The organism is Phyllobacterium sp. 0TCS1.6A, assembly GCF_026420825.1.
Taxonomy (GTDB): domain Bacteria; phylum Pseudomonadota; class Alphaproteobacteria; order Rhizobiales; family Rhizobiaceae; genus Phyllobacterium.
The window spans coordinates 222,085-247,483 of sequence record NZ_JAPMAB010000006.1; the positions used below are offsets into that span (position 1 = coordinate 222,085).

At 60.8% G+C, this 25,399-nt stretch carries 22 protein-coding genes and 1 tRNA gene; 7 read left to right on the forward strand and 16 right to left on the reverse strand.

Annotated features, from left to right (window positions below; all coding sequences use genetic code 11):
• Nucleotides 1-68: 68 nt before the first annotated feature.
• The 11 genes from OSJ75_RS14845 to OSJ75_RS14895 form a co-directional block, all read right to left on the reverse strand.
• Nucleotides 69-323 carry a GlsB/YeaQ/YmgE family stress response membrane protein gene (locus OSJ75_RS14845; RefSeq protein WP_267228572.1) on the reverse strand — a complete coding sequence of 85 codons (255 nt, stop codon included), beginning with the start codon at nucleotides 321-323 and terminating at the stop codon, nucleotides 69-71.
• A gap of 148 nt (nucleotides 324-471) precedes the next feature.
• On the reverse strand, nucleotides 472-1,476 hold the full coding sequence (gene doeB / locus OSJ75_RS14850) for a N(2)-acetyl-L-2,4-diaminobutanoate deacetylase DoeB (protein ID WP_267228573.1): 1,005 nt from the start codon (nucleotides 1,474-1,476) through the stop codon (nucleotides 472-474).
• A 7-nt stretch (nucleotides 1,477-1,483) separates the two neighbouring features.
• Entirely contained in the window at nucleotides 1,484-2,665 is a 1,182-nt protein-coding gene (gene doeA / locus OSJ75_RS14855) for an ectoine hydrolase DoeA (protein WP_416362570.1), read from the reverse strand.
• 33 nt (nucleotides 2,666-2,698) lie between these two features.
• Nucleotides 2,699-3,691 (reverse strand): ectoine utilization protein EutC, encoded by a 993-nt coding sequence (eutC, locus tag OSJ75_RS14860; protein WP_267228574.1) that lies wholly within the window; start codon nucleotides 3,689-3,691, stop codon nucleotides 2,699-2,701.
• Nucleotides 3,679-4,671, reverse strand: a complete 993-nt coding sequence (gene eutB / locus OSJ75_RS14865; RefSeq protein ID WP_267228575.1) for a hydroxyectoine utilization dehydratase EutB — start codon at nucleotides 4,669-4,671, stop codon at nucleotides 3,679-3,681. The genes eutC and eutB overlap by 13 nt, the downstream gene beginning before the upstream one ends.
• Before the next feature lie 2 nt (nucleotides 4,672-4,673).
• Nucleotides 4,674-5,453 (reverse strand): ectoine utilization protein EutA, encoded by a 780-nt coding sequence (gene eutA, locus OSJ75_RS14870; RefSeq protein ID WP_267228576.1) that lies wholly within the window; start codon nucleotides 5,451-5,453, stop codon nucleotides 4,674-4,676.
• Between the two features lie 9 nt (nucleotides 5,454-5,462).
• The gene (gene ehuD, locus OSJ75_RS14875) at nucleotides 5,463-6,119 is read right to left on the reverse strand and encodes an ectoine/hydroxyectoine ABC transporter permease subunit EhuD (RefSeq protein WP_250018714.1); all 657 of its coding nucleotides are present in this window, start codon (nucleotides 6,117-6,119) and stop codon (nucleotides 5,463-5,465) included.
• A gap of 9 nt (nucleotides 6,120-6,128) precedes the next feature.
• A complete protein-coding gene (gene ehuC / locus OSJ75_RS14880; RefSeq protein ID WP_250018715.1) occupies nucleotides 6,129-6,788 on the reverse strand; it encodes an ectoine/hydroxyectoine ABC transporter permease subunit EhuC in 660 nt (219 codons plus the stop codon).
• 75 nt (nucleotides 6,789-6,863) lie between these two features.
• Nucleotides 6,864-7,712, reverse strand: a complete 849-nt coding sequence (ehuB, locus tag OSJ75_RS14885) for an ectoine/hydroxyectoine ABC transporter substrate-binding protein EhuB (protein WP_250018716.1) — start codon at nucleotides 7,710-7,712, stop codon at nucleotides 6,864-6,866.
• Between the two features lie 48 nt (nucleotides 7,713-7,760).
• Nucleotides 7,761-8,558, reverse strand: coding sequence for an ectoine/hydroxyectoine ABC transporter ATP-binding protein EhuA (gene ehuA, locus OSJ75_RS14890; RefSeq protein ID WP_250018717.1), 798 nt, complete (start codon nucleotides 8,556-8,558; stop codon nucleotides 7,761-7,763).
• A 124-nt stretch (nucleotides 8,559-8,682) separates the two neighbouring features.
• Nucleotides 8,683-10,068 carry a PLP-dependent aminotransferase family protein gene (locus OSJ75_RS14895; RefSeq protein ID WP_267228577.1) on the reverse strand — a complete coding sequence of 462 codons (1,386 nt, stop codon included), beginning with the start codon at nucleotides 10,066-10,068 and terminating at the stop codon, nucleotides 8,683-8,685.
• A gap of 83 nt (nucleotides 10,069-10,151) precedes the next feature.
• On the opposite strand from OSJ75_RS14895, the gene OSJ75_RS14900 reads away from it, so the two are divergent.
• The 4 genes from OSJ75_RS14900 to OSJ75_RS14915 all read left to right on the forward strand — a co-directional run bounded on the left by OSJ75_RS14900 (nucleotide 10,152) and on the right by OSJ75_RS14915 (nucleotide 14,757).
• Entirely contained in the window at nucleotides 10,152-10,640 is a 489-nt protein-coding gene (locus OSJ75_RS14900) for an Lrp/AsnC family transcriptional regulator (protein ID WP_267228578.1), read from the forward strand.
• A gap of 118 nt (nucleotides 10,641-10,758) precedes the next feature.
• Entirely contained in the window at nucleotides 10,759-12,252 is a 1,494-nt protein-coding gene (locus OSJ75_RS14905; RefSeq protein WP_267228579.1) for an NAD-dependent succinate-semialdehyde dehydrogenase, read from the forward strand.
• Between the two features lie 21 nt (nucleotides 12,253-12,273).
• Nucleotides 12,274-13,653 (forward strand): aspartate aminotransferase family protein, encoded by a 1,380-nt coding sequence (locus tag OSJ75_RS14910; RefSeq protein WP_267228580.1) that lies wholly within the window; start codon nucleotides 12,274-12,276, stop codon nucleotides 13,651-13,653.
• Nucleotides 13,654-13,662: 9 nt separating this feature from the next.
• On the forward strand, nucleotides 13,663-14,757 hold the full coding sequence (locus OSJ75_RS14915; RefSeq protein ID WP_267228581.1) for an alcohol dehydrogenase family protein: 1,095 nt from the start codon (nucleotides 13,663-13,665) through the stop codon (nucleotides 14,755-14,757).
• Here OSJ75_RS14915 and OSJ75_RS14920 read toward each other — a convergent pair whose 3' ends face one another.
• The 5 genes from OSJ75_RS14920 to OSJ75_RS14940 all read right to left on the reverse strand — a co-directional run bounded on the left by OSJ75_RS14920 (nucleotide 14,758) and on the right by OSJ75_RS14940 (nucleotide 21,005).
• The gene (locus OSJ75_RS14920; RefSeq protein WP_267228617.1) at nucleotides 14,758-18,006 is read right to left on the reverse strand and encodes an error-prone DNA polymerase; all 3,249 of its coding nucleotides are present in this window, start codon (nucleotides 18,004-18,006) and stop codon (nucleotides 14,758-14,760) included.
• Nucleotides 18,003-19,460 (reverse strand): Y-family DNA polymerase, encoded by a 1,458-nt coding sequence (locus OSJ75_RS14925; protein ID WP_267228618.1) that lies wholly within the window; start codon nucleotides 19,458-19,460, stop codon nucleotides 18,003-18,005. Before OSJ75_RS14925 ends, OSJ75_RS14920 begins: the two co-directional genes overlap by 4 nt.
• 13 nt (nucleotides 19,461-19,473) lie before the next feature.
• Nucleotides 19,474-20,184 (reverse strand): ImuA family protein, encoded by a 711-nt coding sequence (locus tag OSJ75_RS14930; RefSeq protein WP_250018723.1) that lies wholly within the window; start codon nucleotides 20,182-20,184, stop codon nucleotides 19,474-19,476.
• 265 nt (nucleotides 20,185-20,449) lie between these two features.
• Complete coding sequence (locus tag OSJ75_RS14935) at nucleotides 20,450-20,704, reverse strand: hypothetical protein (protein WP_267228582.1); 255 nt, start codon at nucleotides 20,702-20,704, stop codon at nucleotides 20,450-20,452.
• Between the two features lie 225 nt (nucleotides 20,705-20,929).
• A tRNA-Lys gene (locus OSJ75_RS14940) sits at nucleotides 20,930-21,005 on the reverse strand.
• A 240-nt stretch (nucleotides 21,006-21,245) separates the two neighbouring features.
• On the opposite strand from OSJ75_RS14940, the gene OSJ75_RS14945 reads away from it, so the two are divergent.
• The 3 genes from OSJ75_RS14945 (at nucleotide 21,246) to glmS (ending at nucleotide 25,393) form a co-directional block, all read left to right on the forward strand.
• Entirely contained in the window at nucleotides 21,246-21,992 is a 747-nt protein-coding gene (locus OSJ75_RS14945) for a cytochrome c biogenesis CcdA family protein (RefSeq protein WP_267228583.1), read from the forward strand.
• Between the two features lie 81 nt (nucleotides 21,993-22,073).
• A complete protein-coding gene (glmU, locus tag OSJ75_RS14950) occupies nucleotides 22,074-23,438 on the forward strand; it encodes a bifunctional UDP-N-acetylglucosamine diphosphorylase/glucosamine-1-phosphate N-acetyltransferase GlmU (RefSeq protein ID WP_267228584.1) in 1,365 nt (454 codons plus the stop codon).
• Nucleotides 23,439-23,569: 131 nt separating this feature from the next.
• Nucleotides 23,570-25,393 carry a glutamine--fructose-6-phosphate transaminase (isomerizing) gene (glmS, locus tag OSJ75_RS14955; RefSeq protein ID WP_267228585.1) on the forward strand — a complete coding sequence of 608 codons (1,824 nt, stop codon included), beginning with the start codon at nucleotides 23,570-23,572 and terminating at the stop codon, nucleotides 25,391-25,393.
• The last annotated feature ends 6 nt before the right edge of the window (nucleotides 25,394-25,399 follow it).

The window sequence follows — 25,399 nt, forward strand, 5'->3', positions numbered from 1 at the left end:
AAATAGAGGCCAAGACATAAAAATGCCCCCGGAGCGCCAGGCGTCCCGGGGGCATGTTGCCGTCAGTATCAGGCTCGTTTAACTGCTCTTACGATGACCAGCAATATGACCGCACCGATCGTGGCTGCAATGATGGCGCCAAGTATGCCGCCACCCAGCGAGAGTCCGAGCGCCGGGAAGAGGTAACCGGCGATGAATGCACCAATCACGCCGACGATAAGATCACCGATCAGGCCGAAGCCGCCACCGCGCACGAGAATGCTCGCCAGCCATCCGGCGACCAAACCGACCAACAGGAATACAAGAAGGCCTTGTCCGTCCATACCAATCTCCTCCAATCAGGTTTCAGCATGATGGTCCGCAGGCCGGGATTCCTTGATCCGTATCGGCAAGAGAATCATCACGCAGATGTTAGGACGAAGAAAAGCGTTTGGATAACAAAACCTGCCGCACGCTCCGGGCCCCGGCGTACTAGTCGACTGTTCCGATGACGGCAACGCAGTCGCCGGCCTTGACGAGCCCGGGGAAATGCCGGGCAGCAAGGATACCATCCAGTTTCGAACGAAGTTCCGTCGGCTCCGTGCCGGTGCGGCCGATGGGATAGATACGCGCGATGACCTGGCCGACGCTGACGGGATCGCCGAGATCGACCATGGTTTCGATCAGCCCGCCATCCTCCGCGAAGGAGAAGCAATCGCCGGAGGGCATGTCCAGCCAGCGCGTGGCCTGTCGCTCCACGGCACCGGCGAGAATCCCGGCATGGCGCAACAGATTGGCGGCGCCGCGCTTGGCTATGGCGATGGTTTCGGCGCGCGCGGTGCCGCCGCCGCCAAGCTCGGTGGTCACGAAGACCTTGCCCATTTCCTCGACGGTCGTGTCGTACATTCCAACGGCATCGATTTCGAGCATGCGCATCGACCATGGCGCCGAAAATGCTTCCACCGCCGCGAAGCCACGGGCTTCCTGTTCCTTGTCCGGCAGGATATGCGCGGCCGCGAAGGGCACGAAGTCGAGCGTCTTGCCGCCGGAATGAAAGTCCAGGACGATATCGGCCCGCGGCAACAGCTCGCGCGTGAAGAAGTCGGCGATTTTCTGCGTCACCGTGCCATCCGGCCGGCCGGGATAACTGCGGTTCATATTGCCCTTGTCGATCGGCGACGTTCTGGTGCCGGCGCAGAAGGCCGGATAATTCATCGCCGGAACGATGATCACCGTGCCGCTGATGCGGTCGATGTCCAGCGTGCGGGCGAGGTCGAACAGGGCAATCGGCCCTTCATACTCATCGCCATGATTGCCGCCGGTGAGGAGCGCCGTCGGTCCATTGCCGTTGCGCAGGACGGCAATGGGGATCATCACCGAACCCCAGGCGGAATCGTCACGGCTATAGGGCAGTCGCAGGAAACCGTGCTGCACGCCCGGCTTGTCGAGGTTGATCGTCGGCGTTATGGGCGAGGGGCGTGGCGTTCCGTTCAGCATGGCTGCCTCAATTCTTCACGAACAGCTTGCGCGGCACGTTGGCGAGACATTCCACACCCGTGTCCGTGATAAGAATGCTTTCGGTTATCTCGAGGCCCATCGTTTCCAGCCACAGGCCGGTCATGAAATGGAAGGTCATGCCGGGTTGCAGCACGGTCTTGTCACCGGGACGCAGGCTCATGGTGCGCTCGCCCCAATCCGGCGGATAGGATATGCCGATGGGATAGCCCGTGCGGTTGTCCTTTACGATGCCGTATTTCTTCAGCACGCCGAAGAAGGCATTGGCGATGTCTTCGCAGGTATTGCCCGGCTTGGCTGCTGCGAGTCCGGCCTCCATGCCTTCGAGTGTCGCCTTTTCCGCATCCAGAAACTCGTCCGTCGGCTTGCCGAGAAACACGGTGCGGGAAAGCGGCAGATGGTAGCGATTGTAGCAGCCGGCGATCTCGAAGAACGTGCCTTCGCCGGATTTCATCGGCTTGTCGTCCCAAGTCAGGTGCGGCGCCGAAGCGTCGATGCCCGAGGGAAGAAGCGGCACGATCGCGGGATAGTCGCCGCCGAATTCGTCGGTGCCGCGGATACCGGCATCATATATCTCCGCCACGAGGTCGCATTTGCGCATTCCCGGCTCGATTTTTTCGACGATGCGCTGATGCATGAGCTCGACGATGCGCGCCGCCTTGCGCATATAGTCGATTTCCGTCGGGCTTTTCACCGCCCTTTGCCAGTTGACGAGCGCCGTGGCGTCGAGGAAGCGCGCATTGGGCAGATGTTTCTGCAACGCGGCGTAGGCCGCCGCCGAGAACCAGTAATTGTCCATCTCGACGCCGATGGTCAGCTTGTCCCAGCCGCGCTCTGTGATGATCTGCGACAGGAAATCCATCGGATGGCGTTCCGTCGACTGAACGTAATGGTCGGCATAACCGACGATATTGTCATGGTTCAGATAGGCGGTCCGTTTGGCGCCATTGGCGTCCTGGCCGCGGCCATACCAGACCGGCTCGCCTTCCGGTGGCACGATGACAGCCTGGTGCACGTAGAACGACCAGCCATCATAGCCCGTCAGCCAGGCCATGTTGGAGGGATCGCTGCAGATCAGCAGATCGACGCCGCGCTTTGCCATCGCCGCGCGCGTCTTGGCCAGCCTGTCGGCAAATTCCTGCCTGGTGAATTTCAGATTTGGTTCGATCATGTTCGTTACCTCATGCTCGGGCCGATGAGCCCATCAACTTTCGAAATCTGTGCCGGCCTTCGCCTTTCGTGCGCGGTCGCGGGCGAGGGTGGCTATGGCGGTATCCTGGACGCCGGTTCCCGTGAGGTCGGCTATCGTTATGTCGGTCTGCGACAGGCGGCCTGTCGATGTCGCCGCGACGACGGCGCCGAGCTCGGCAAATTCATCGTCCGGCTTGACGAGGCCGGCGGCGATGGCATGGTGCAGTTCGCCAAGCCGTCTCGTCTGTTTGAGGCTGTCGGCGACATAGACATCGGCCCAGGTGATGATGTCGGGCGCCAGCTCGTTCTTGTGTTCGGCATCGGAACCCATCGCCGTGATGTGCTGGCCGGGCTGGAGCCATGTCTTCTGCAGGATGGGAGTATCCGAGGGCGTCGTCGTCACGATGATATCGGCCGAGCGAACGGCCTGTTGCGGATCGGCGATGGCCGCGACGGGAAAGCCGAGCTGCTCCGTCAACGCGCGCGCCGCCTGTTCGGCCTTGGCCATGTCGCGTGCCCAGATGCGGGCCGAAGCGATCGGCCGGACGAGCGTCAATGCCTGCAATTGCAGGCCTGCCTGCACGCCCGCACCGAAGATGGTCGCGACACTGGCGTCGGCGCGGGAGAGATGCTTTGCCGCCACGGCCCCGGCGGCCGCCGTGCGCACATCGGTCAAATAGCCATTGTCGAGCAGCAAGGCTTCCACAAGCCCGGTGCGACTGCTGAGCAACACCATCATTCCATTGACGCTCGGAAGGCCGAGCTTGGGGTTGTCGAAGAAGCCGGGGCTGATCTTGATCGCAAAACCGTCGATTCCGGGGACATAGGCGGTCTTCACATCGACTTCGCCGCGATATTCCGGAATGTCGAGCCGCAGAATGGGCGGCATTGCCACCGCCTTCGTCGCCAGTGCGCGGAACGCATCCTCGACGCAGGCTACTGCATCAATATCGAGAGGCACGATCTTCCTGAGATCCGCCTCTGTCAGGATCGTCATTCTGGCCATGATGAAGCGCTTTCCGAGCAGATGAGTTTAAGATGTTGGTTCATATCGATATTACGCCCGGACAGGACGATGACGGTCGGCCCGTCGAGCCGTGCTTTTCCGGCCAGGATTGCCGCTATGCCCACCGCCGCCGCTCCCTCGACGATTTCCCGCTCCTCACGATAGGCATGGACGATACCGGCGGCGATCTGCTCTTCGTCGAGCAGGATGACCTCGTCGACCAGCGCGCGCGCCATGGCGAATGTGAAGCGGTTGTCGAGTCCGATGCCGCCGCCGAGCGAATCCGCCAGGCTCTCGCTCTCCTCGACGAGAACCGGCCTGCCGGCGGCCAGGCTTGCATACATGGCCGCGCCGCGATCCATCGAAATGCCGACGATCCTGGCGTTCGGCGCGCGGCCCTTGACGGCAGCAGCCACCCCGGCAATCAACCCGCCGCCGGATAGCGGCACCAGAACGGAGGTCACGTCCGGCACATCCTCGACGATCTCGAGACCGAGTGTGCCCTGGCCGGCAATGATCGCCGCATGGTCGAAGGGCGGGATCATGATCAGCCCCTCCTGTTCCACGAGCCGTTCGACCTCCTCCTGTGCATCATCCTGCGATTTGCCGACAATGCGGATCTCGGCGCCGAGCCGCCTGATTTCCTCGACCTTGTTGGAGGGGACGAGCCGCGACATGCATATCGTGGCGCGCATGCCTTCGAGGCTGGCGGCATAGGCCAGCGCCCGGCCGTGATTGCCTGTCGAGGCAGCAACCACGCCGCGCCGCTTCTGCGCTTGATCGAGCCGGGCAACGGCATTGCTCGCGCCGCGCAGCTTGAAGCTGCCCGTCGTCTGGTGATGTTCGAGCTTCAGATGGACCGGAACGCCGGCAAGCTCCGAAAGGGCGCTGGAGCGGACCATGGGCGTGCGCAAGACGCGGCCGCGGATGGCCTCGCGCGCCGTCTCGATGTCCGCCAGGGTGACAGGTTCCGTGATCATGATCACCAACGCGCCAGGGATTTGGTCAGGAGCTGCCCATATTCGGGCTTGGCCGCCGCATCGCCGCAGATCCTCAGCGTCGCCCAGGCTGTCGCCTGATTGCTGGTGACGACAGTCTTGCCGGTAATTTGCTCGATCCTTGCCGCTACCCCGGCCGACCGCAACGCGGTGCAGGAGATGAAGAGCGCATCGCTATCCGCCGCGAGCGCCTGCCTGGCCAGTTCGATGAGCGAATCCGGTGAAATCCGCGCCATTTTTCGATCATCATCGAGCCCCAGGCAGGTAAAGCGCGCAATATCGAAGCCCTTTTCCTCGAAATAGGCCGCCATGGGCGTACTCGTCTCGATCGTATAGGGCGTAAGCACGCTGATGCGGCGCGCGCCAAGGGCTTGCAATCCCTTCACGGCGGCAAGCGGCGGCGTGACGACCGGTACATCCGGCTTGGCAAGATTGATGGCCGCCGCGATCTCGTCATCGCCGATGACGACCGAAGCCGACGTGCACGAATAGCAGATGGCATCCAGCGGTTCGTCGGGCAGGATAAGGCGTGCACCCTCCGTCAATGTCGGCTGCATCCGGCGCAGGTTCTCGGGCGTAGTCGGATTGGCGTAGGGGACGCGGGCGGTGTAGAGACCGATGGCCGGGCTTGCCACCATCCGCTGGAAATCCGGTTCGGTCGTATGGTCGGTGGCAAGGATCACCAGGCCGACGCGCTTTGCTACGGGCCTGTCGTCATAGGCCGGTTCATATCTGCTCTGTTGGATATTCGTGGTGCTGTCCATCGGGTCCACCTAGTCGATCTTGCCGTAGCGGCGTTCGAGCCAGCGCAATCCGACGACCGAAACCAGCGAAATGACCAGGAAGAACGCACCGACCAGGGTGATCGGCTCAATATAGCGATAATTGTAGTTGGCGATGCTGCGGGCCTGGTTCATCAGTTCCAGAACGGTGATCGCCGACAGCAGCGGTGTCTCCTTGAACATCGCAATGAAATAATTGGCGAGGGCAGGGATCATCGGCGGCAGGGCCTGGGGCAGGATGACCTGCGTCCATGTCTGGCGCGTCGTCAGGTTGCATGCCCGGGCCGCCTCCCATTGGCCGCGCGCCACATTGTCGATGCCCGCCCGGTAGACCTCGGCTGCATAGGTGCCGTAATGGAGGCCAAGCCCGATGACGCCGGCGACGAGCGGCGAAAGCGTGATGCCGAGATCCGGCAGGACGTAGAATATGAAATAGAGCTGCACGAGAAGCGGTGTGCCGCGGATGAATTCGGCCAGGAAGCCGACCGGCATCGAGATGAGCCGGTTCTTCGAACGACGGACGATCGCAATGGCGAGCCCGATGATCGCTGCGAACACCGATCCGAGAAGCGTGGCGATGATGGTGATCTTCACGCCCTCGATGAGGGTGGGAAGTATCTGTACGACGAAACTCCAATCCCATTCCATCGCTGCCTCCTATGACCGAATGCCGTCGAGGCCGCGCGTCAGATAACGCTCAAGACCACGGATTGCGAGGGATATGACGCTTGCCATGATGAAATAGAGAATGAGGATCGTCAGGAACGGAAACAGCGTGTTTCCGGTCTGTGCCCGGACCACCTGGGCCTGAAAGGTCATATCGGTCAGCGAGATAAGGGAGACGACGGCCGAAGCTTTCAACAACTCGATCGCGTTGTTGCCGAAGGTCGGCAGCATCAGCACGAATGCCTGCGGCAGGATGACATGCCGAAGACCTTGCCAGCGATTGAAGTTGAGCGCGATGCAGGCCTCATATTGTTCCTTGCCGATGGATTTGATGGCGCCGCGCACGACCTCGGCCGCATAGGCGCCGACATTCAGCCCCAGCGCCAGCACGCCGGCCTGCAATGGCGTCAGCGAAAAGCCGAACAATGGCAGGACGAAATAAGCCCAGAACAGCTGGACAAAGATCGATGTGCCGCGAAAAAACTCGATATAGGCCGTCGCAAGCCAGCGAAACACCGCAAACCTGGACAAGCGGCCGAGGCCGGCAAGAAACGCCATCACAAGCGCCAAGGCGGAACCCATCAACGTCAGCTTGATCGTGACGACGGCGCCATCGAGGATAAGTTGTAGATAGCCGGCCCATTGGCCCATTGCAGCCACCCTTCGTCGTTGCTGTGGGAGGAGCCGCCACGCCCGCGGGCAGGCGGCTCTACTTTCACGGAGGAGTTACTTTGCGGCGCAGAGCTTGTCGCGGGTGGTCGACATCGCCGCCTGTGCGGAGAACCCATAGGGTTCGACGATCTTGGCGAATTCGCCGGACTTCTTCATCTCGGCGAGCACCTTGTCGAACTCGTCGCGCAGTGCCGTATCGCCCTTGCGGAAGGCGGCGCCATCGCAATAGACCGGCGCACCCTGTACCGGCGCGATCACCTCGAGATTGGGGTCATTGGCCTTCTTGACGAGATCGTTGATCGAAAGTACCGGCAGCGAATAGGTGTCGATGCGTCCGTCCTGCAGCATTTTCAGACCGCTCTGCCCATCCGGGACGACGATGACCCGCTCACGCGGAACACCGGCTTCGAGCGCAAGGCGTTCTTCCGTGCCACCGCCCGGCGCACCGATCGTCGCCTTTTCGTCCTTGGCGATATCCGCATAGCTCTTGAAGCCTTTCGGATTGCCCTTCTTGACGAGGAAAGCTTCGGCGTCGCACAGGATCGGCTCCGAATAGGCGACCGCGTTGCAGCGCTCCGGCTTCATGAACAGGCCTGCGGTCACGACATCATGACGACCAGCCTGCAGGCCGGGGATCATGGCGCCATATTCCGAGATCGACGCAACCACGTCGCCGACTCCGAGCTTCTTGAACACTTCGCGGGCGACATCCGGACCGGCGCCGGAAACGGTGCCGTCCGCCTTCACGGCTGTAAATGGCGGTTCGTTGGCGATGGCGATGCGGGCAAAACCCTGTTCCTTCAGCTTGTCCAATGCCTCGTCTGCACGGGCCGCCGGCGCGGACATGGCAATGCTGGCGCAGGTGGCAGCTGCAAGAAATGCACTCAAACTCTTCAATTTCATGTTCCCAACTCCTCTGGTTGTTTTTTTGGGTATTTCTTGTTCAGCGCCTCAGACGCGATGCCCTGCTGCGATGATCTTCTTCAGGAAGGCCTGGGTGCGCTCCTGTTTCGGGTGCCTGAAAATTTCATCCGGCTTGCCGTCTTCGACGATGCGGCCGCGGTCGAAGAAAAGGACGCGGTCGGCAAAATCATGGGCAAAGCCCATCTCGTGCGTGACGAGCAGCATGGTCATGTCGGTCTCGCGGCAAAGGCGCCACAGGACGTTGAGCACTTCCTCGACAAGCTCGGGATCGAGTGCCGAGGTCACCTCGTCGAACAGCATGATCTTCGGCTTCAAGGCCAGAGCGCGGGCGATCGCGACGCGCTGCTTCTGTCCGCCCGAGAGCTGCGAGGGCATGGATTTTGCCTTGTCCGCCAGTCCGACCATGTCCAGCAGTTCCATCGCGTGCTTCTCCGCATCCCGGCGGGAAACGCCTTTGGTCAGCATCGGCGCGAGGGTGACATTGTCGAGAACGCATTTATGCGGGAACAGGTTGAAGAGCTGGAACACCATGCCGATCTTCTCGCGCATCCTGTGCAGATGAGACTCGTCGGCGGGTTGCAGTTTTCCATTGCGCTCCATCTGGTAGAGATTATCGCCATCGACCCGGATCGTGCCGGAATCGATGCCTTCCAGCGTCATCAATATGCGCAGGATCGTGGTCTTGCCTGAGCCCGATGGGCCGATCAGCGCCAGCTTTTCGCGCGGCTTGACGCTGAACGACAGGTCGTTCAGCACCTTGAAGGCGCCAAAGCTCTTGCTGATGCCGTCAATCTCTATGATCGGGGCGGCGTTGGATGGGGGCATGCGTGTCTCCCTTCTGGTTGAGACAACCTCATGGCCAACGATGGGAGAGTTATCAAATCATGTCAATTGTAAAAATTAAATCATGACAATTTAGGCGAGCGTGCTGAAGAATCGGGCAGTTCGATCATATGGCGAGCAGCAGATGCTCGAGATCGCCGCGCATGAGATTTGCCACCACGGCAAGGCCGGAGCGCAATTCGTTTTCGGTGGTCGATCCGAGCGAAATGCGCACCGCCGAATGCCAGGGATAGTTCGATATGCGGAAGGATGCGCCGGGCGCTATCGCGACGCCTTGCAGGCGCGCATGGGCAACGAAGGCGTCCTCGGTGCGCTCGCCGGTCAATGGCAGCCAGATATGCAGGCTTTGCGGATGCGATAGAAATGGAATGTCCGAAAGCATTTCGGCGGCGGTCGCGTGACGCGCCCTCAATGCCTCCCGCTGCCAATCCACGAGTTCCCTGGCGGTGCCGTCGACGACCCAGCGGCTGGCGATCTCGGCCATGATCGGCGTCGCCATCCAGTTGGATACGAGATGCCGGTTCGCCACCGCGGCAACATAGCGATCCGGCGCCACAAGATAGCCGATGCGCAGCCCCGGAATCACGATCTTGGTGAAACTGGTGAAATAGAGCGTCCGCTCCGGCGCGAGCGCGGCGATCGGAGGAGGGCGATCCTCCACCAGCGGGCCGAGGACATCGCTCTCGATAATCGCTATGTCGTGTTTGCGGGCCACCTCGACAAGCGCCAAACGCCGCTCAAGACCCATGAGGGCGGCGGTGGGATTGATCACCGAAGGCTGCACGAACACGGCCTGAATACCGGTTTCGCGGCAACACTCGTCCAGTGCCTCCGGAACGATGCCCTGGTCGTCGATGGCCAGGCCGTCCAGCGTCAGGCCGAGATAGGAGGCAAGGGGCGTCAGCGTGTGATGGCCTATGCCCTCGGTCGCGATGCGCGAGCCGGGCGGCGCGACGCTCATCAGGGCGACGGTCATGGCTGCGGTCGCGCCATTGGTGACGCTTACATTCGTCGGATGCACGTCGAGCCCGCACAGCCGCAGCCATTCCACCGCCGTGGCGCGGTGGCGGGGGAATACGACGTTCGGCCGGAACGACAGGGCCGAGCTTGGCGGCAGGCTTTCCGAAAGCCAGGCCAGCGCCTTCTTCATGCGGTCGAGATGCGACGTTTCGCAAATCGGCTTGAGGATCGAAAGGTCGATGACTTCGCCGAGACGTTCCGGCAGGTAGGGCGGATCGGGCTCACTGCGGGTGGATGAAACGAATGTGCCGCGCCCCGTTTCGCCGGTAATCAGGTTGCGGCGGATCAATTCCTCATAGGCCCTGCTCACGGTCTGCACCGAAAGCTGCAGATCGTCGGCCATCTTTCGATGGGTCGGCAGGCGCGCGCCTTGCTCCAGCTTGCCATCGGCAATCGCGCGCGCAATCTGTTCGGCGAGCGAGAGATAGGCCGGGCGGCGCAGTGCCGCAGGATCTGGTTGCCAGAATGTCATGATTTATAAGTGATCGAAGTCAGTGCAATTGACAATCAAAAAATGACAACGTCATGATTAGGCGATAGCGAAACAGGCGAAACATGACCTCAATCAAGCTCGATACGATCGATATCCGGATTCTCGACGCGATACAGCGGGAAGGGCGCATCACCAAGCTGGCGCTCGCCGAGCGTGTCGGCATCTCGCCGACGCCGTGCTGGACCCGGCTGCGGCGGTTGGAGAAGGCCGGCATCATCACCGGCTATCACGCGCGGCTCGCGCTGCGTCTGGTCACGCCTGTAACGACCGTCCTGATGGAGGTCACGCTCGGTGCGCACCGGCAGGCCGATTTCGACCGTTTCGAACGGACGGTCAAGACGATACCGGAGATCGTCGCATGCTGGTCCGTGGGCGGAGGCGTCGACTACGTCGTGAAGGTCATGGCGCGAGATATCGATTCCTATCAACGGCTGGTTGACGATCTGCTACAGCAGGAGATCGGCATCGACCGTTACTTCACCTATATCGTGACGAAGACCGTCAAGGACGATGCGGTCCTGCCGGTTGCCGATCTCATTCCCGATGCGTAGCCAGAATATCCTCCTATCCGCGGCAATACAGACAATCTCTCCGTTCTCCCGGCCATAAACAGCCTCTTTCTCCGCATGAAAGCGCGAAACTGGGCCCGAACATATTCGGGAGAGCCTTATGTCAGCCCATTTTGCACGACCAGACCGGCACGCCGCGCTCGACGGTCTCAAGGACCGTCGCATGCTGCGCGAGCTTGCCTATATTGACGGCCATTGGACCGCCGGCGATGCGGGTCAGACATTCGAAGTCAACGATCCGGCCTCGGGCACGGCGATCGGCTGGGTGTCGAAGCTGAATGCCGAACAGGCGTCGCTGGCCATCGATGCCGCTGCCCGCGCGTTTCCGCTCTGGCGCGACCTGCTTCCGCAACAGCGCTCGGCAAAGCTGCGCCGCTGGTACGAGTTGATGCTCGAAGCCAAGGACGATCTGGCGCTGATCATGACCCTCGAACAGGGAAAGCCGCTGGCGGAATCACTTGGCGAGATCGAATATGCCGCATCCTTCGTGGAATGGTATGCCGAGGAAGCCAAGCGCCTGAACGCCGAGAGTGTCACCAGCCATCTCGCCGGCGCCGAAATGATGGTGCGCCGGGAGGCACTGGGCGTCGTCGGCGTCGTCACGCCATGGAATTTCCCCTCGGCCATGCTTACCCGCAAGGCGGCCGCAGCGCTAGCCGCGGGCTGCACGATCGTTGCGCATCCATCATCGGAAACGCCGTTCTCGGCGCTCGCGCTCGCCGAACTCGCCGACCGGGCAGGCATTCCGGCCGGCGTGTTCAATATCGTCACCGGCGAAGCATCGAAGGTCGTCGGCCAGTTCTGCGACGATGCGCGGGTCAGGGCCTTGAGCTTTACCGGTTCGACGGAGGTCGGCCGCCTCATCGCCCGCCAATGCGCTGCCACGATGAAGAACCTCGTCATGGAGCTCGGCGGCCACGCGCCCCTGATCATATTCGAGGACGCCGATATCGAACGTGCCGCGGAAATAGCGGTCAACGCGAAATTCGCCACCTCCGGCCAGGATTGCCTCGCCGCCAACCGGATCTATGTGCAGCGGCCGATAGTCCAGGCGTTCGGCCAGGCCTTCGCCAGGAAGGCGGCTGCGCTCAAGGTCGCTGCCGGCCTGACGGAAGGCGCCGAGATCGGCCCGCTGATGCATGAGCGCGCCGTGAAGAAGGTGGAGGAGCACGTCGAGGATGCGCTTGCAAAGGGCGCGAAATGCCTTGTCGGCGGCAAACGCCATCAGGCCGGAGAACTCTTCTACGAGCCGACCGTGCTCGCCGACGTACCGGACGATGCGTTGATCATGCACGAAGAAACATTCGGCCCGGTCGCTGCCATCACGGCGTTCGACAGTGAAGACGAGGTGGTGGCGCGGGCGAATGCGACGGAATACGGTCTCGTTGCCTATGTCGTTACCAAGGACGGCGCGCGCATGCTGCGCCTCGGGCGAAGCCTCGACTACGGCATGGTCGCCGTCAACCGGGTCAAGATCACCGGCGCGCCGATCCCGTTCGGCGGCGTCAAGCAGTCGGGCCTTGGCCGGGAGGGTTCCCGCCATGGCATCGAGGCTTTCACCGAACTCAAATATCTCTGCATCGATACGCACTGAGAATCACGAAAGGACATGGACATGCTCAACAGATCGAACGAACTCAATGCGTGGGACCGCGATCATTTCTTCCACCCGTCGACACATATGGGCGCCCATGCGCGCGGCGAAACGCCGACGCGCGTCATCAGCGGCGGCGAGGGCGTGCGTATCACCGACAGCACGGGCAAGACCAGCATCGATGCCTTCGCCGGGCTTTACTGCGTCAATGTCGGCTATGGCAGGCAGGAAATCGCCGAAGCGATCGCCGAGCAGGCGAAGCAACTGGCCTATTATCACGCCTATGTCGGCCATGGCACCGAGGCATCGATCACGCTGTCGAAGATGATCATCGACCGCGCGCCGGAAGGCATGAGCCGCGTCTATTTCGGCCTATCCGGCTCCGATGCCAATGAAACCAACATCAAGCTGATCTGGTACTACAACAATGTTCTCGGCCGGCCGGAAAAGAAGAAGATCATTTCGCGCTGGCGTGGATATCATGGTTCCGGCGTCATGACCGGCAGCCTTACCGGGCTCGAACTCTTCCACAATGCCTTCGACCTGCCGCGCGCGCCGATACTCCATACGGAAGCGCCATATTATTTCCGCCGCGCCGACCGCTCGATGAGCGAGGAGCAATTCTCCCAACATTGCGCCGACAAGCTGGAAGAAATGATTCTGGCCGAGGGACCGGAAACCGTGGCGGCCTTTATCGGCGAGCCCATTCTCGGCACTGGCGGCATCGTACCGCCGCCGGCACAATACTGGCAGAAGATCCAGGAAGTGCTGAAGAAATATGACGTCCTGCTCGTGGCGGACGAGGTCGTCACCGGCTTTGGCCGCCTCGGCACCATGTTCGGATCGGATCATTACGGCATCAAGCCCGACCTCATCACGATCGCCAAGGGACTGACCTCGGCCTATGCGCCATTGTCCGGCGTCATCGTTGCCGACAAGGTCTGGGACGTTCTGGTCAGCGGTTCCGATGCGCTCGGCGCGATCGGCCATGGCTGGACCTATTCCGCGCACCCGATCTGCACCGCTGCCGGCGTCGCCAATCTCGAACTCATCGACAAGCTGGACCTCGTGCGCAATGCCGGCGAGACCGGCCGCTATTTCCGCGAGCAGCTGGCGCAGGCGCTGGCCGATCATCCGATCGTCGGCGAAGTGCGCGGCGATGGGCTCATGGCCGCCGTGGAATTCGTGGCGGACAAGGACGACCGGGTCTTCTTCGACGCTGCCGACAAGGTCGGGCCGCGGATCGCAGCGGCTCTGGCCGAACGCGGCGTCATCAGCCGCGCGATGCCGCAGGGCGACATTCTCGGCTTTGCCCCGCCGCTGTGCCTGACGCGGGATGAGGCCGACATCGTCGTCAAGGCCACCGCGGACGCGGTGGAATCGGTCGCCCGGGCGCTTTGAGAGGGACCCATGCAGGATAGAAGCACGCAGACCATGGCCGCCGTCCAATTGGTCGGCCATGGCGGATTGGACAAGCTGGTCTACAACACCAATACCCCGCTGCCAGCCGTGGCGCCGGGTGAAGTCCTGATCGAGATCACCGCTTGCGGCATGAACAACACCGACGTCTGGGTTCGCGAGGGCGCCTATGGCACGGAGGAGGACGCGGGCGCCGTATCCACCTGGCGCCGGCAGGAGCCGACGCTGACATTTCCGCGTATCCAGGGAACGGATATCGTCGGCAATATCGTCGAGGTCGGCCAAGGCGTAGCGCGCGAACGTCTCGGCGAGCGGGTCATGGTCGACTTTTCCATCTATAATCGCGACGACGACAGCCTTGCGGACATCGACTATATCGGACATGGCCGCGACGGCGGCTATGCGGAATATGTGGCGGTTCCGGCCGAGAACGCCCATTTCGTCAATACGGACCTCACCGATATCGAGCTGGCGACGTTCTGCTGCGCCTACCTCACCGGCGAACAGATGCTGGAACGCGCTGCGCTGAAGGCCGGGGAGCGGGTCCTCGTCACCGGGGCTTCCGGAGGCGTCGGTTCGGGCATCGTCCAGCTCGCGAGGGCTCGAGGTGCCATTCCCTACGCTCTGGTCGGACCGGGCAAGGAGAAGGCGCTGCTCGACATAGGCGCCGAGGCCGTGATCACCCGCGGCGAAGGCAATCTCGTCGATGCGGTCGCCAAGGCAGCTGGCGGCAAGCCGATCGATGTCGTTGCGGATCTTGTCGGCGGCGCGATCTTCAATGATCTCCTTCGCATCCTGAGAGCTGAGGGTCGTTATACGACCGCCGGCGCCATAGCTGGTCCTGTCGTCCAACTCGACCTGCGCACCATGTATCTGAAACAGCTCGCCTTGCACGGCTCGTCGCAAGGGACACGCGGCGATTTCCGCCGGATCGTGCGCTACATCGAGGAAGGCCGGATCAAGCCGCTGGTCGGCGGCGTCTACCCCTTGTCCGAATTCCACCGGGCTCAAAGCGATTTCATGGCCAAGAGCTTTGTCGGCAAGCTTGTGGTCGTTCCAGACGCCAAATTGCGCGCCGATCGCTGATCAGTGAAAATCGCGGGATTTCGGCAGCATCCTTTCATTGCGGGGGTGACGCCCCCGCGATTCCATCTGCGATGAATGTGTCGGTTCATCGCTGCGCGAAACCGGCAGATGGGCACGCTGCTCCGACAATCTGTGCAGTTCCGCCGTCTTGTCATGCAGCCTGTTGGCGACGATGTGCACGACATTATCGGCGCTCTGCACCACGCCTTCGATCATGATCAGCCGCGAGCCCATGACTTCCCTGCGCTGCTTTTGGAGAAGTTTTTCCCATATCACGATATTGGCGATTCCTGTTTCATCCTCGATGGTCATGAAAACCACCCCCTTGGCGCTGCCCGGCCTTTGCCGCACGGTAATGATGCCCGCCAGCTTCACACGCCTGTTGTTCGGCAGAGCCGTCGCATCCCTGCAGCTCAAAACGCCTGCTTTCGCGAACATTTCACGCAGGAACTGCATGGGGTGACCCTTCAGTGAAAACCGGGTCGATTCATAATCGGCAACGACATGCTCCGAAAACCGCATGTCGGGCAGTCTGGTCTCGGCCTCGGCCGCCAATTCATTCGTGTCCGCCGCGAGAAAGAGCGGGAGCGTCTCATTGTCGGGAAACCGCCGAACCGCCCAAAGAGCCGCGCGCCTGTCCATGGCTATGGAGCGAAACGCGTCCGCATCCGCCAGCAGCACAAACGCCCTTCGCTCCAGCCGGGTCAGACGCCGCACCTGCTCCATATCGGAAAACGGCTTCTGCCTGATTTCGCAGATCCTCTTCGCCCAGTTCTTGGAAAAGCCTTCCACCTGGCGGAAACCGAGGCGCAGAGCGAGCTTATCCGCGTCGATCCGCTCGATCGTATTGTCCCATTCGCTGAAATTGATATCGACAGGCCTTACCTCGACACCGTGCTCGCGTACATCACGGATAATCTGAGCGGGAGCATAGAAGCCCATCGGCTGTGAATTGAGTAGCGCAGCCGCGAAGATCTCTGGATGATGGCATTTGATCCAGGCGGAGACATAGACCAGAATGGCAAAACTTGCCGCATGGCTTTCAGGAAAGCCATATTCGCCAAAGCCCTTGATCTGGTTGAAGCAATTCTGCGCGAAGGTTCGGTCATAGCCGCGGCCGACCATGCCCTCCACCATGCGCTCTTCCATTTCATGGATCGTGCCCATATGGCGGAAAGTCGCCATCGAACGGCGCAGTTTATTGGCATCATCGGCTGAAAAGCCGGCTGCGACAATGGCAATCCGCATGGCCTGTTCCTGGAAGAGCGGAACGCCCAATGTCCTGCCAAGAACATTTTCCAGTTCGTCAGCAGGGCCATATCTCGGCGAGGGCGATGGATAATGGACTTTTTCAATGCCTTTCCTGCGCCGTAAATAGGGGTGCACCATGTCGCCCTGGATAGGACCCGGCCTGACGATCGCCACCTCGATGACCAGATCGTAAAATTCTTGCGGCCGAAGCCTCGGCAGCATGTTCATCTGCGCCCGGCTTTCCACCTGGAAGACGCCGATGGAATCGGCCCTGCAAAGCATGGCGTAAACTTTTTGATCATCCGGAGGGATCGTGGCCAATTCCCAATGTTCGCCTTTGGTCTGGCGAATGAATTCGAACGCCTTTCGGATACAGGTCAACATGCCGAGCGCCAGGACATCGACCTTCATTATGTTGAGTTCGTCGATATCGTCCTTGTCCCATTCGATAAAGGTGCGGTCCTTCATGGCGGCAGGACCTATCGGCACCATTTCATCAAGCCGATCCCGGGTCAGGACATAACCGCCCACATGCTGGGAAAGATGACGCGGAAAGCCGATCAGCGCCCTGGTCAGTTTGATCGCGCGGCGGATCATGCCATTGTCGGGATCAAGGCCCGCCTGCCGGATCTCTTCGTGCTCGATGGTCTTGCCCCAGCTGCCCCAAACCATGTTGGCGAGAGCGCCGGTGACATCCTCGGTCAGTCCAAGCGCCTTGCCGACATCGCGAATGGCGCTGCGCGGGCGATAACAGATCACCGTTGCAATGATCGCGGCCCGCTTTCGCGTATACCGCTCAAAAATCCACTGCATGACCTCTTCGCGCCGCTCATGCTCGAAATCGACGTCGATATCCGGCGGTTCCTTGCGCTCGATCGAAAGAAAGCGCTCGAACAGCACCTCTGACTTCGAGGGATCGACAGCGGTGATGCCAAGGCAATAGCAGACGGCCGAATTGGCTGAAGAACCGCGCCCCTGGCACAATATGCCTTGCGAACGGGCATATTGGACAATGTCGTAGACCGTGAGGAAGTAGGGCTCGTATTTGAGTTGCTCGATCAATCGCAGCTCCTTTTCCAGAAGCTTCCGGACCTTGTCCGGGATGCCTTGCGGATAGCGCCGGGCCGCGCCCTTCCACGTCTCGTCGCGCAGGTGCTGCTGCGGTGTCTTGCCCTTCGGCACCGGCTCGTCCGGATAATTATATTTGAGCTCCGCCATCGAAAAGCTGATCGGCTCGATAAAGCGCTGGGTCTCGTCCAGCGCCGCAGGAAAATACCTGAACAGACGCTGCATTTCGTCCGGCGCCCTCAGATGTCTTTCGGCATTCTTCTCCAGTCTGCGCCCGATAGTTTCAATCGTGACTTGTTCGCGGATACAGGTGAGAACGTCCTGCAAAGGGCGGCGGGCAGGGGAATGGTAGAGCACGTCATTATGCGCGAGGAGAGGGACGTTGCTCGCCGCAGCAATCCGGGCCAGCGCTTCCGCCCGGCGTTTATCCGCGCCGTGATGCGGCATGGCAAGGCCAAGCCAGATGCAGGAAGGGGCGATCCTGCGCAATTGCCTCAGAAAATGCAGCAGTCTTCCTTCCGTATGGGCGGAGGGAAGCACGATGATCTGGAAATTGCGCGCCCGGAATTTGAAATCCTCGAAAAGAAGATGACATTCGCCCTTGATTTTGGCCCGCTCCCGGCCTTCGCTGAGCAGGCGGCAAAGCTGGCCATAGGCGGAACGGTGGCGGGGATAGACGATCAGGTCCGGCGTTTCATCCGTAAAGACGAGCCTGCAGCCTATGAACAGCTTCAAGGGCGAGCCGGTTCTTTCGACCAGTTCACTATGCGCGGAATAGGCCCGCACCACGCCCGCCAGGCTGTTGCGGTCTGCAATCCCGATACCGCCGAGGCCGAGATGATGCGCCTGTTGGATCAATTCCTGCGGGTGGGATGCGCCCTCAAGAAAGGAAAAATTCGTGGTGGTGGAAAGCTCGTGATAGGCCATCAGGCAAAGATTCCATGCACGAACCATTTGGGGTCGGGGTCATTGCGCTCATAAAGCCCTTCGCGAAACACCCAGAAACGCCGTCCCGCATCGTCCTCAAGCCGATAATAATCCCGTGTCAAAGCGCGCGAATTCTCCCGCCACCATTCCGGGGCGATCCGCTCCGGCCCTTCTGCCAGCACGATGATGTGACGCGCCTTGCGCCAGACGAATTGCGCCGGCGCGGCATCGGGAATCTCGAAAGTCGCCTCTATCGGTTCCGGCGGGTGGAACATGCGGATAGGACGTTGCGGCGGGTCGCCTGCAACATCGCCTGCATTCCATCTGGCAGCGGCCGCTACCTTGGTGAGAGTGGCAGGCTCCAGGATGGCAGCGCGTTCCGGAATATGCGTATCGACGAATACCGGCCGCAATACGCGCTTGCTGCCGAGCCGGATGGATAAGCGGTCGACAAGGGTTCCGATCTTGTCGGTTTCCTCGGCATGATTGTCCAGGCTGGTTTGCCTGGCCATGGTCTTCTCGACACGAAGCGCGGCGAGGCGGATAATATCGAAGCCATATCCCGCATCGAGCGGGTCCGAGAGCGAGGCGAGACGTTCCTTCAGCAGCCGCATCAGGATTTCCGCGTCGGTGACGGGGCGCCCGGTCTCGATACGCAGGCGGCGGATATTTCCATCCGCCCGGAAAAAGACAGCCTCCACCTCGCGAGCGCCCTCCACGCGTGCCTTCAGCTGCTGTGCAAGTTCCCCGGCAAGCTCGCGAATAACCCCTTCTATTGCCTCCATGAAGGTCAGCGGTTCCGCCATGCGTCTCTCTGCCATGCAGATGGGCACGATGCGGCGCGGGGAAATCGGCTCGCTGTGCCGGCTGAAGAGCGCATCCAGGCGATTGACCGTCCGGGCGCCGAACCTTGCGGTCAAGGCTGCACGCGGCAGGACATCCACATCGCCGACCGTCAACAATCCTGCCCGCTTCAGCCCCGAAAGATGCGCATGCTCGACTTCGAGACTGGTGAGAGGCAATCTATAGAGAAGCTGTTTCAGATCCGCTCCCGCAATCCCGCCTCCCGCAATCCCGCCATTGCCGTAGCGGGCGAGGGCGCGGGCGGCTGCAGGATTGGCGGCGATTGCCGAACGGACGCAAATGCCATGGCGCTTCAGGCTGGCATGAATGTCGTGCAGCAGCTTCTCCTCGCCGCCATGCAGATGCAGGCAGCCTGTCACATCGAGTATCAGCCCATGCGGCTCGTCCACCGCCACCAAAGGCGTATAGCGATCACACCAATCCGCCAGCTTCTCCAGGAGGGCATTGTCCTGGCGCGGGGCCGCAAAGGCCGTATCGAGCTTTTCGAATTGCGCACGGGCATCGGTCAAGGCCATGCCCCTGTACAGTCCCGCCGCGGCAGCCTTTTCGTCCACCGCCATCAAGCGCAGCACATTCGCCGCCTTTTCGACGATGACCAGATGCCCATTAGTTCCCCGTTGCCGATCTTCTCTCTTGAGGCGATCGGTAGGAAGGTATGGAAACCAAAGGGCCAGAAACCGGCTTTCCGAGTTTGAAAACATGATCGTCACTTTCCCATTCCAATAGCCAGCGCCCCGTCATTCCCATTCTGTTGCGGATCAAGCTTGCATCGAAAACCGGATGCCCCGGCGCATTGGCTCCGCTCGAGCGGGAAGGCGCGGCACGGATCATCCAGCGCGTAACGGCAGCATTGTCGGCCGGCGCCGCTCCGAGACGCAGCAGAAATGCCGGTGTATCGGCTTGCTGCGCAGTCAGGAGCAGCTTGCGCGAGGCGGTCAGGTCCAGGCATTTCGGATTGCTCCAGGGGGCGATGATGACCGCACCCATTCCCGCCGTGCCGAGACTGTCGCAGGCTGCCTTCAGGACATCCTGCGATGTCGAACAACGAACAATGATCAAACGCTCGGGGGCGAGGCCGAAATCATGAAGACCCGCAGCATAAGGAACCCCGTTCTCCCGCTCGGCAAAATCCTCTTCGACCCAGATGATGGGGCTGTGCGATGCCGCAGCGCGCAAGGCCAGGGCAATGATGAAGCCCGTTGCGGCGCCCGCATCGCCCGCCTGCGATGCAAAGACTTCATGGATTGCTCCCCGCTGCAGACCTTCGCGAAAAACGCTGTCGACGGCCTTTTCCCCAAAGTGAAAAAACGACCGCAAACTATTGCTTTGAATAGTCTTTCCAAGAAAAATTATATCGCGCCTTAGCGCTTCGAGGTTGGCGGCTGTCACGGTTCTTCTCAAGAATGTTCATGATATGTTCTATTATGTGACCAATCGACAGGCCAGTCAAGTTTCGCTTTGTGTGTGAACCATCATCAGGGCCCTCGATGCGACGAGCACCTTTGCTCCGGCTCCAAACTGCTTCATTGGAAGCGCCTGTAACTCAGCCTTGATCGCTGAGCCCGGCAGGAAACTGCCGAGCTCAGCGCTGTGCGCGTAGAATACGCTTCCAGATCGTCCCGCCCAAATATCGATTAAAGATGATGAAGTAGACAACGATCAAAGCAAATAGCAACAGCGCTCGCCAGCCAGTAAGCTCAAAGCCATTCGATGTGCGCCCGCCAACGATTGTTGCAACTAGAAATCCGAGCACAAAGAAGGCGGTGAAGAAATCCAGCACTGCGGCCGTGATAATACGCCAAGTCGCCGGACCTTTGCTTGGTTCTGCATCAGACATTCGATCTTCCCCCAATCACCTGATCTCAAATAGTTAGCTTGCCGCGCACGTGTCGGCAAGTCCGGCTCTCGATTGGAGTAGAAATGGCGGCTACGGTACCGGTAACTCAATCACCGAGCGCGAGAATCTCGGCAAGTTCGAGGTGGAACATGCAGTGTCGAGCAGCGCCTCGATTGAAGACATGCAGACCAAATTATAATTCTATGTAAATTCATGATTTTGATGTGGTGAGCGCGCAGGGATTCGAACCCTGGACCTACTGATTAAAAGTCAGTTGCTCTACCGGCTGAGCTACGCGCTCCCAGCGAGGCGTTTCAAGCCCTCGGGAAGTGCGGCGGAACATATGTGCGGGATGCCGATCGGTCAACAGCTATTATTATACGATTTTGCGACAAAAGGACTTTTCGAGCCTCGTTTATCCCGCCCTCAAGCGGATTTTGCTCTCATATCGGTTTGCCGCAAGGCAGAATGGCGAAAAGGTGATTGGAGTTTCACCCGGATTCGGCCTAATCCACGGCCAATCTAGCTTGAAGGAGCGCACATGGCGCTGGATGTTTCCTATCTCACGGCCGCGGGGGCGGGCGCATTGTCCTTTCTCTCTCCTTGCGTGCTTCCCCTGGTTCCTCCCTATCTCTGCTACATGGCCGGCGTCACGGTCGAGGATTTCAGGGCCGACCGCGCAGCGGCCGCCATGTCGCCGGTCCGCAAGGCCCTGCTCGTCTCGTCATTCAGTTTCGTGCTCGGCTTTTCCACGGTCTTCGTCCTGCTGGGCGCCGGTGCCTCGACGATTGGCGGCTTCCTGCGCATGTGGCAGCAGGAAATCGCCATTGCCGCGGGCATCGTCATCATCCTCATGGGACTGAACTTCCTCGGCGTCTTCCGCCTTGCATTTCTCTCCCGCGAGGCCCGCTTCCAGAGCAAGGGGGCTCCGGCCAGCCCGATCGCCGCCTATATAATGGGCCTTGCCTTCGCCTTTGGCTGGACACCCTGCATCGGGCCGGTACTCGGGCCCATCCTGGCTTTGGCGGGCGCGCGCGATACGGTCGCCGATGGCGCGACGCTCCTTGCCGTCTATTCGCTCGGCCTCGGCGTGCCTTTCATCATTGCCGCCATGTTTTCCGGCATGTTCATGCGCTTTCTCGGCCGTTTCAGAATGCATCTCGGCAAGGTCGAAAAGATCATGGGCGGGCTTCTCGTCATTACCGGAATTCTGTTCCTCACCGGCGGATTGCAATCCTTTTCCTTCTGGTTGCTCGAAACATTTCCCATTCTCGGCCAACTCGGCTAAAGGGACGAAATTACCTATTGGAAACCTGCGCCGTGCTACGCCTGCCGGCACATGGTTTTCCCGTCGATCTGAAGGTTCAAGATGGCCCAACGTTCCTGTCTCACAATCATACTTGCCGCGGGCGAGGGTACCCGCATGAAATCCGCACTGCCGAAGGTGTTGCATCCGATTGCCGGTCTGCCCATTGTCGGCCATGTCGCCAAGGCGGTTCAGGCGGCAGGCGGCATGGATATGGCGCTGGTCGTCGGCCGGGGCGCGGAGGCCGTCGAGCAGGCGGTTCGCAAGCTCGTGCCGGCGCTGAGCGTCCACGAGCAGACGGAACGGCTTGGGACAGGCCATGCGGTCCTTGCCGCGCGCGACGCCATCGCCAAGGGCTATGACGATATTCTCGTGGTTTTCGCCGACACGCCGCTGATCGAGACTGAAGCGCTGGAACGTGCGCGGCAGAAACTGGCCGATGGTGCCCATGTCGTCGTCATGGGGTTCCGGCCCGGCGATCCGCACGGCTATGGACGGCTGATCGAGGAAGAGGGCCGCCTTCTCGCCATTCGCGAGGAGAAGGATGCCAGCGATGCGGAACGGCGCATCGGCTTCTGCAATGGCGGCCTGATGGCCCTCAGCGGCGAGACTGCGCTCGATCTCCTGGAACGCATCTCCAACGAGAACGCCAAGGGCGAATATTATCTCACCGACGTCGTCGAGATCGCCAATGCAACGGGCCGCAACGCGGTTGCGATCGAAGTGGCGGTCGATAATGTCATCGGCATCAATACGCGTGTCGAGCTCGCGGCGGCCGAAGCCATCTGGCAGGAACGCAAAAGGCGCGCGATGATGCTGGCCGGCGTCTCCATCCAGGCGCCCGAAACCGTGTTCTTCGCCCATGACACCCTGATCGAGGCGGATGTGACGCTGGAGCCCAATATCGTGTTCGGTCCCGGCGTATTCATCGAGAGTGGCGCGATCATCCATGCATTCTCGCATCTCGAAGGTGCAAGGGTCGGGCGCAACGCCACGGTCGGGCCCTACGGCCGGCTGCGCCCCGGCGCGGACCTTGCCGAAAAGGCCAAGGTCGGAAACTTCGTCGAAGTCAAGAATGCCCGGATCGCCGCCGGGGCCAAGGTCAATCATCTGTCCTATATCGGCGATGCCGCGGTCGGCGCAGCGGCCAATATCGGCGCCGGCACGATAACCTGCAACTATGATGGCTATAACAAATCCCATACGGAAATCGGCGCGGGTGCCTTCGTCGGCTCCAATTCATCGCTGGTGGCGCCTGTTTCGATCGGAGACAACGCCTATGTGGCCTCCGGCAGCGTCATAACCAGCGACGTTCCGGCGGACTCGCTGGCTTTCGGGCGGGCGAGGCAGGAGATCAAGCAAGGCAGGGCCATCGAGCTCCGGGCAAAATACGAAGCCCGCAAGCGCGCCGGCAAGCCGAAAGCATAGTCAGGCGTATTTCAGTTCCACCGGACTAGTCCTGTCTATCTCCATTTAATTAGGTAAGGAAAATTGACTTTGCATGCCGCAGTCCGGCAACTAGACGGCAGAACGGTATTGGCCAAGCGTTGAGGTGATAAATGTGCGGAATTGTTGGAATTATCGGACAGGAACAGGTCGCGCCGCTTCTGGTCGATGCCTTGAAGCGGCTCGAATACAGGGGATATGATTCCGCCGGTGTTGCAACGCTCAATAATGGTACGCTCGATCGCCGCCGCGCCGAGGGAAAACTCGGCAATCTGGAAAACGCCCTGAAGGCCGAGCCGCTCAGCGGCACGATCGGCCTCGGCCATACACGGTGGGCGACGCACGGAGCGCCGGTCATCCGCAATGCCCACCCTCACATGACGCCGCGCCTGGCCGTCATCCATAATGGCATCATCGAAAACTTCGCCGAGCTTCGCGCGACGCTCGAAGCCGATGGCTATGTGTTCGAAACCGAGACGGACACCGAAACCGTTGCCCATCTCGTCACCCGCGCCATGGATCGCGGACGTTCCCCGGTCGAGGCAGTGCGCGAATCCCTGCCGCTGCTGCGCGGCGCCTTCGCCATAGCGATCATGTTCAACGGCGAAGAGGACTTGCTGATCGCCGCCAGAAACGGCCCGCCGTTGGCCGTCGGCTATGGCGATGGCGAGATGTATCTCGGCTCCGACGCCATAGCGCTGGCACCATTCACCGACCGATTGTCCTATCTCGATGATGGCGACTGGGCCGTACTGACACGCCGAGGCGTCGTCATCTATGACGAAAGCGGAGCCGAAGTGAAGCGCCCGGTGCAGAAGTCCGCCGGCAGCGCCTTCCTCGTCAGCAAGGGCAATCACCGGCACTTCATGGAAAAGGAGATCCATGAGCAGCCGGAGGTGATTTCGCACACGCTCGCCAATTATCTCGATTTCGCCAGGGGAACGATCCGAAGCGAGGCGAGCGCCATCGATTTCAGCAAGATCGACCGTATCGCCGCCTCCGCCTGCGGCACCGCCTATTACGCCGGACTCGTCGGCAAATACTGGTTCGAGCGTATCGCCCGCCTGCCAGTCGACATCGATGTGGCTTCGGAGTTCCGCTATCGTGAAATGCCGTTGTCCAAGGACAGTCTGGCGCTGTTCGTCACCCAGTCGGGCGAGACGGCAGATACGCTGGCATCGTTGCGCTACTGCAAGCAGCAGGGCCTGAAGATCGGCACCATCGTCAACGTCAGGGAATCGACGATGGCGCGGGAGTCCGACGTGATTTTCCCGACCCTTGCCGGCCCGGAAGTGGGTGTTGCCTCGACCAAGGCCTTTACCTGCCAGCTGGCGGTCCTCGCCTCGTTGGCTGTTGCTGCCGGAAAGGCGCGCGGCACGATCGATGCGGAAGACGAGAAGCGGCTTGTGCGCGAACTGTCCGAGATACCGCGTTTCGCCACGCAGGTTCTGAAGCTTGAGGAGCAGATCGAGGCGATCAGCCGCGAACTCAGCCAGGTCAAGCACGTCCTCTATCTCGGCCGCGGCACCAGCTATCCGCTTGCCCTCGAAGGCGCGCTGAAGCTGAAGGAGATTTCCTATATCCATGCGGAAGGCTATGCCGCCGGCGAGTTGAAGCACGGGCCGATTGCCCTGATCGACGAAGCCATGCCGGTCATCGTCATCGCACCGCACGATTCCTGGTTCGAAAAGACTATATCCAACATGCAGGAATCGGCTGCCCGCGGCGGCAAGATAATTCTCATCACCGACGAGAAAGGCGCTGCGGCAAGCACGTTGAAGACGCTGCACACCATCGTGCTGCCGGACATGCCGGAGCTCATCGCGCCGATCATCTACACCTTGCCGATCCAGATGCTGGCCTATTACACCGCCGTCTTCATGGGGACGGATGTGGATCAGCCGCGCAATCTCGCCAAGTCCGTCACGGTCGAGTAGGCCGCG

What these genes read in the sequence shown, in the direction of transcription:
- OSJ75_RS14935 (WP_267228582.1), bottom strand. Translation starts at nt 20,704, where the DNA reads ATGTCTGATGCAGAACCAAGCAAAGGTCCGGCGACTTGGCGTATTATC.
- OSJ75_RS14915 (WP_267228581.1), top strand. Translation starts at nt 13,663, where the DNA reads ATGCAGGATAGAAGCACGCAGACCATGGCCGCCGTCCAATTGGTCGGC.
- eutB (WP_267228575.1), bottom strand. Translation starts at nt 4,671, where the DNA reads ATGATCACGGAACCTGTCACCCTGGCGGACATCGAGACGGCGCGCGAG.
- ehuB (WP_250018716.1), bottom strand. Translation starts at nt 7,712, where the DNA reads ATGAAATTGAAGAGTTTGAGTGCATTTCTTGCAGCTGCCACCTGCGCC.
- OSJ75_RS14895 (WP_267228577.1), bottom strand. Translation starts at nt 10,068, where the DNA reads ATGACATTCTGGCAACCAGATCCTGCGGCACTGCGCCGCCCGGCCTAT.
- ehuD (WP_250018714.1), bottom strand. Translation starts at nt 6,119, where the DNA reads ATGGAATGGGATTGGAGTTTCGTCGTACAGATACTTCCCACCCTCATC.
- doeA (WP_416362570.1), bottom strand. Translation starts at nt 2,665, where the DNA reads ATGATCGAACCAAATCTGAAATTCACCAGGCAGGAATTTGCCGACAGG.
- OSJ75_RS14845 (WP_267228572.1), bottom strand. Translation starts at nt 323, where the DNA reads ATGGACGGACAAGGCCTTCTTGTATTCCTGTTGGTCGGTTTGGTCGCC.
- eutC (WP_267228574.1), bottom strand. Translation starts at nt 3,691, where the DNA reads ATGGCCAGAATGACGATCCTGACAGAGGCGGATCTCAGGAAGATCGTG.
- glmU (WP_267228584.1), top strand. Translation starts at nt 22,074, where the DNA reads ATGGCCCAACGTTCCTGTCTCACAATCATACTTGCCGCGGGCGAGGGT.
- doeB (WP_267228573.1), bottom strand. Translation starts at nt 1,476, where the DNA reads ATGCTGAACGGAACGCCACGCCCCTCGCCCATAACGCCGACGATCAAC.
- eutA (WP_267228576.1), bottom strand. Translation starts at nt 5,453, where the DNA reads ATGGACAGCACCACGAATATCCAACAGAGCAGATATGAACCGGCCTAT.
- ehuA (WP_250018717.1), bottom strand. Translation starts at nt 8,558, where the DNA reads ATGCCCCCATCCAACGCCGCCCCGATCATAGAGATTGACGGCATCAGC.
- OSJ75_RS14900 (WP_267228578.1), top strand. Translation starts at nt 10,152, where the DNA reads ATGACCTCAATCAAGCTCGATACGATCGATATCCGGATTCTCGACGCG.
- OSJ75_RS14905 (WP_267228579.1), top strand. Translation starts at nt 10,759, where the DNA reads ATGTCAGCCCATTTTGCACGACCAGACCGGCACGCCGCGCTCGACGGT.
- ehuC (WP_250018715.1), bottom strand. Translation starts at nt 6,788, where the DNA reads ATGGGCCAATGGGCCGGCTATCTACAACTTATCCTCGATGGCGCCGTC.
- OSJ75_RS14910 (WP_267228580.1), top strand. Translation starts at nt 12,274, where the DNA reads ATGCTCAACAGATCGAACGAACTCAATGCGTGGGACCGCGATCATTTC.
- OSJ75_RS14945 (WP_267228583.1), top strand. Translation starts at nt 21,246, where the DNA reads ATGGCGCTGGATGTTTCCTATCTCACGGCCGCGGGGGCGGGCGCATTG.
- glmS (WP_267228585.1), top strand. Translation starts at nt 23,570, where the DNA reads ATGTGCGGAATTGTTGGAATTATCGGACAGGAACAGGTCGCGCCGCTT.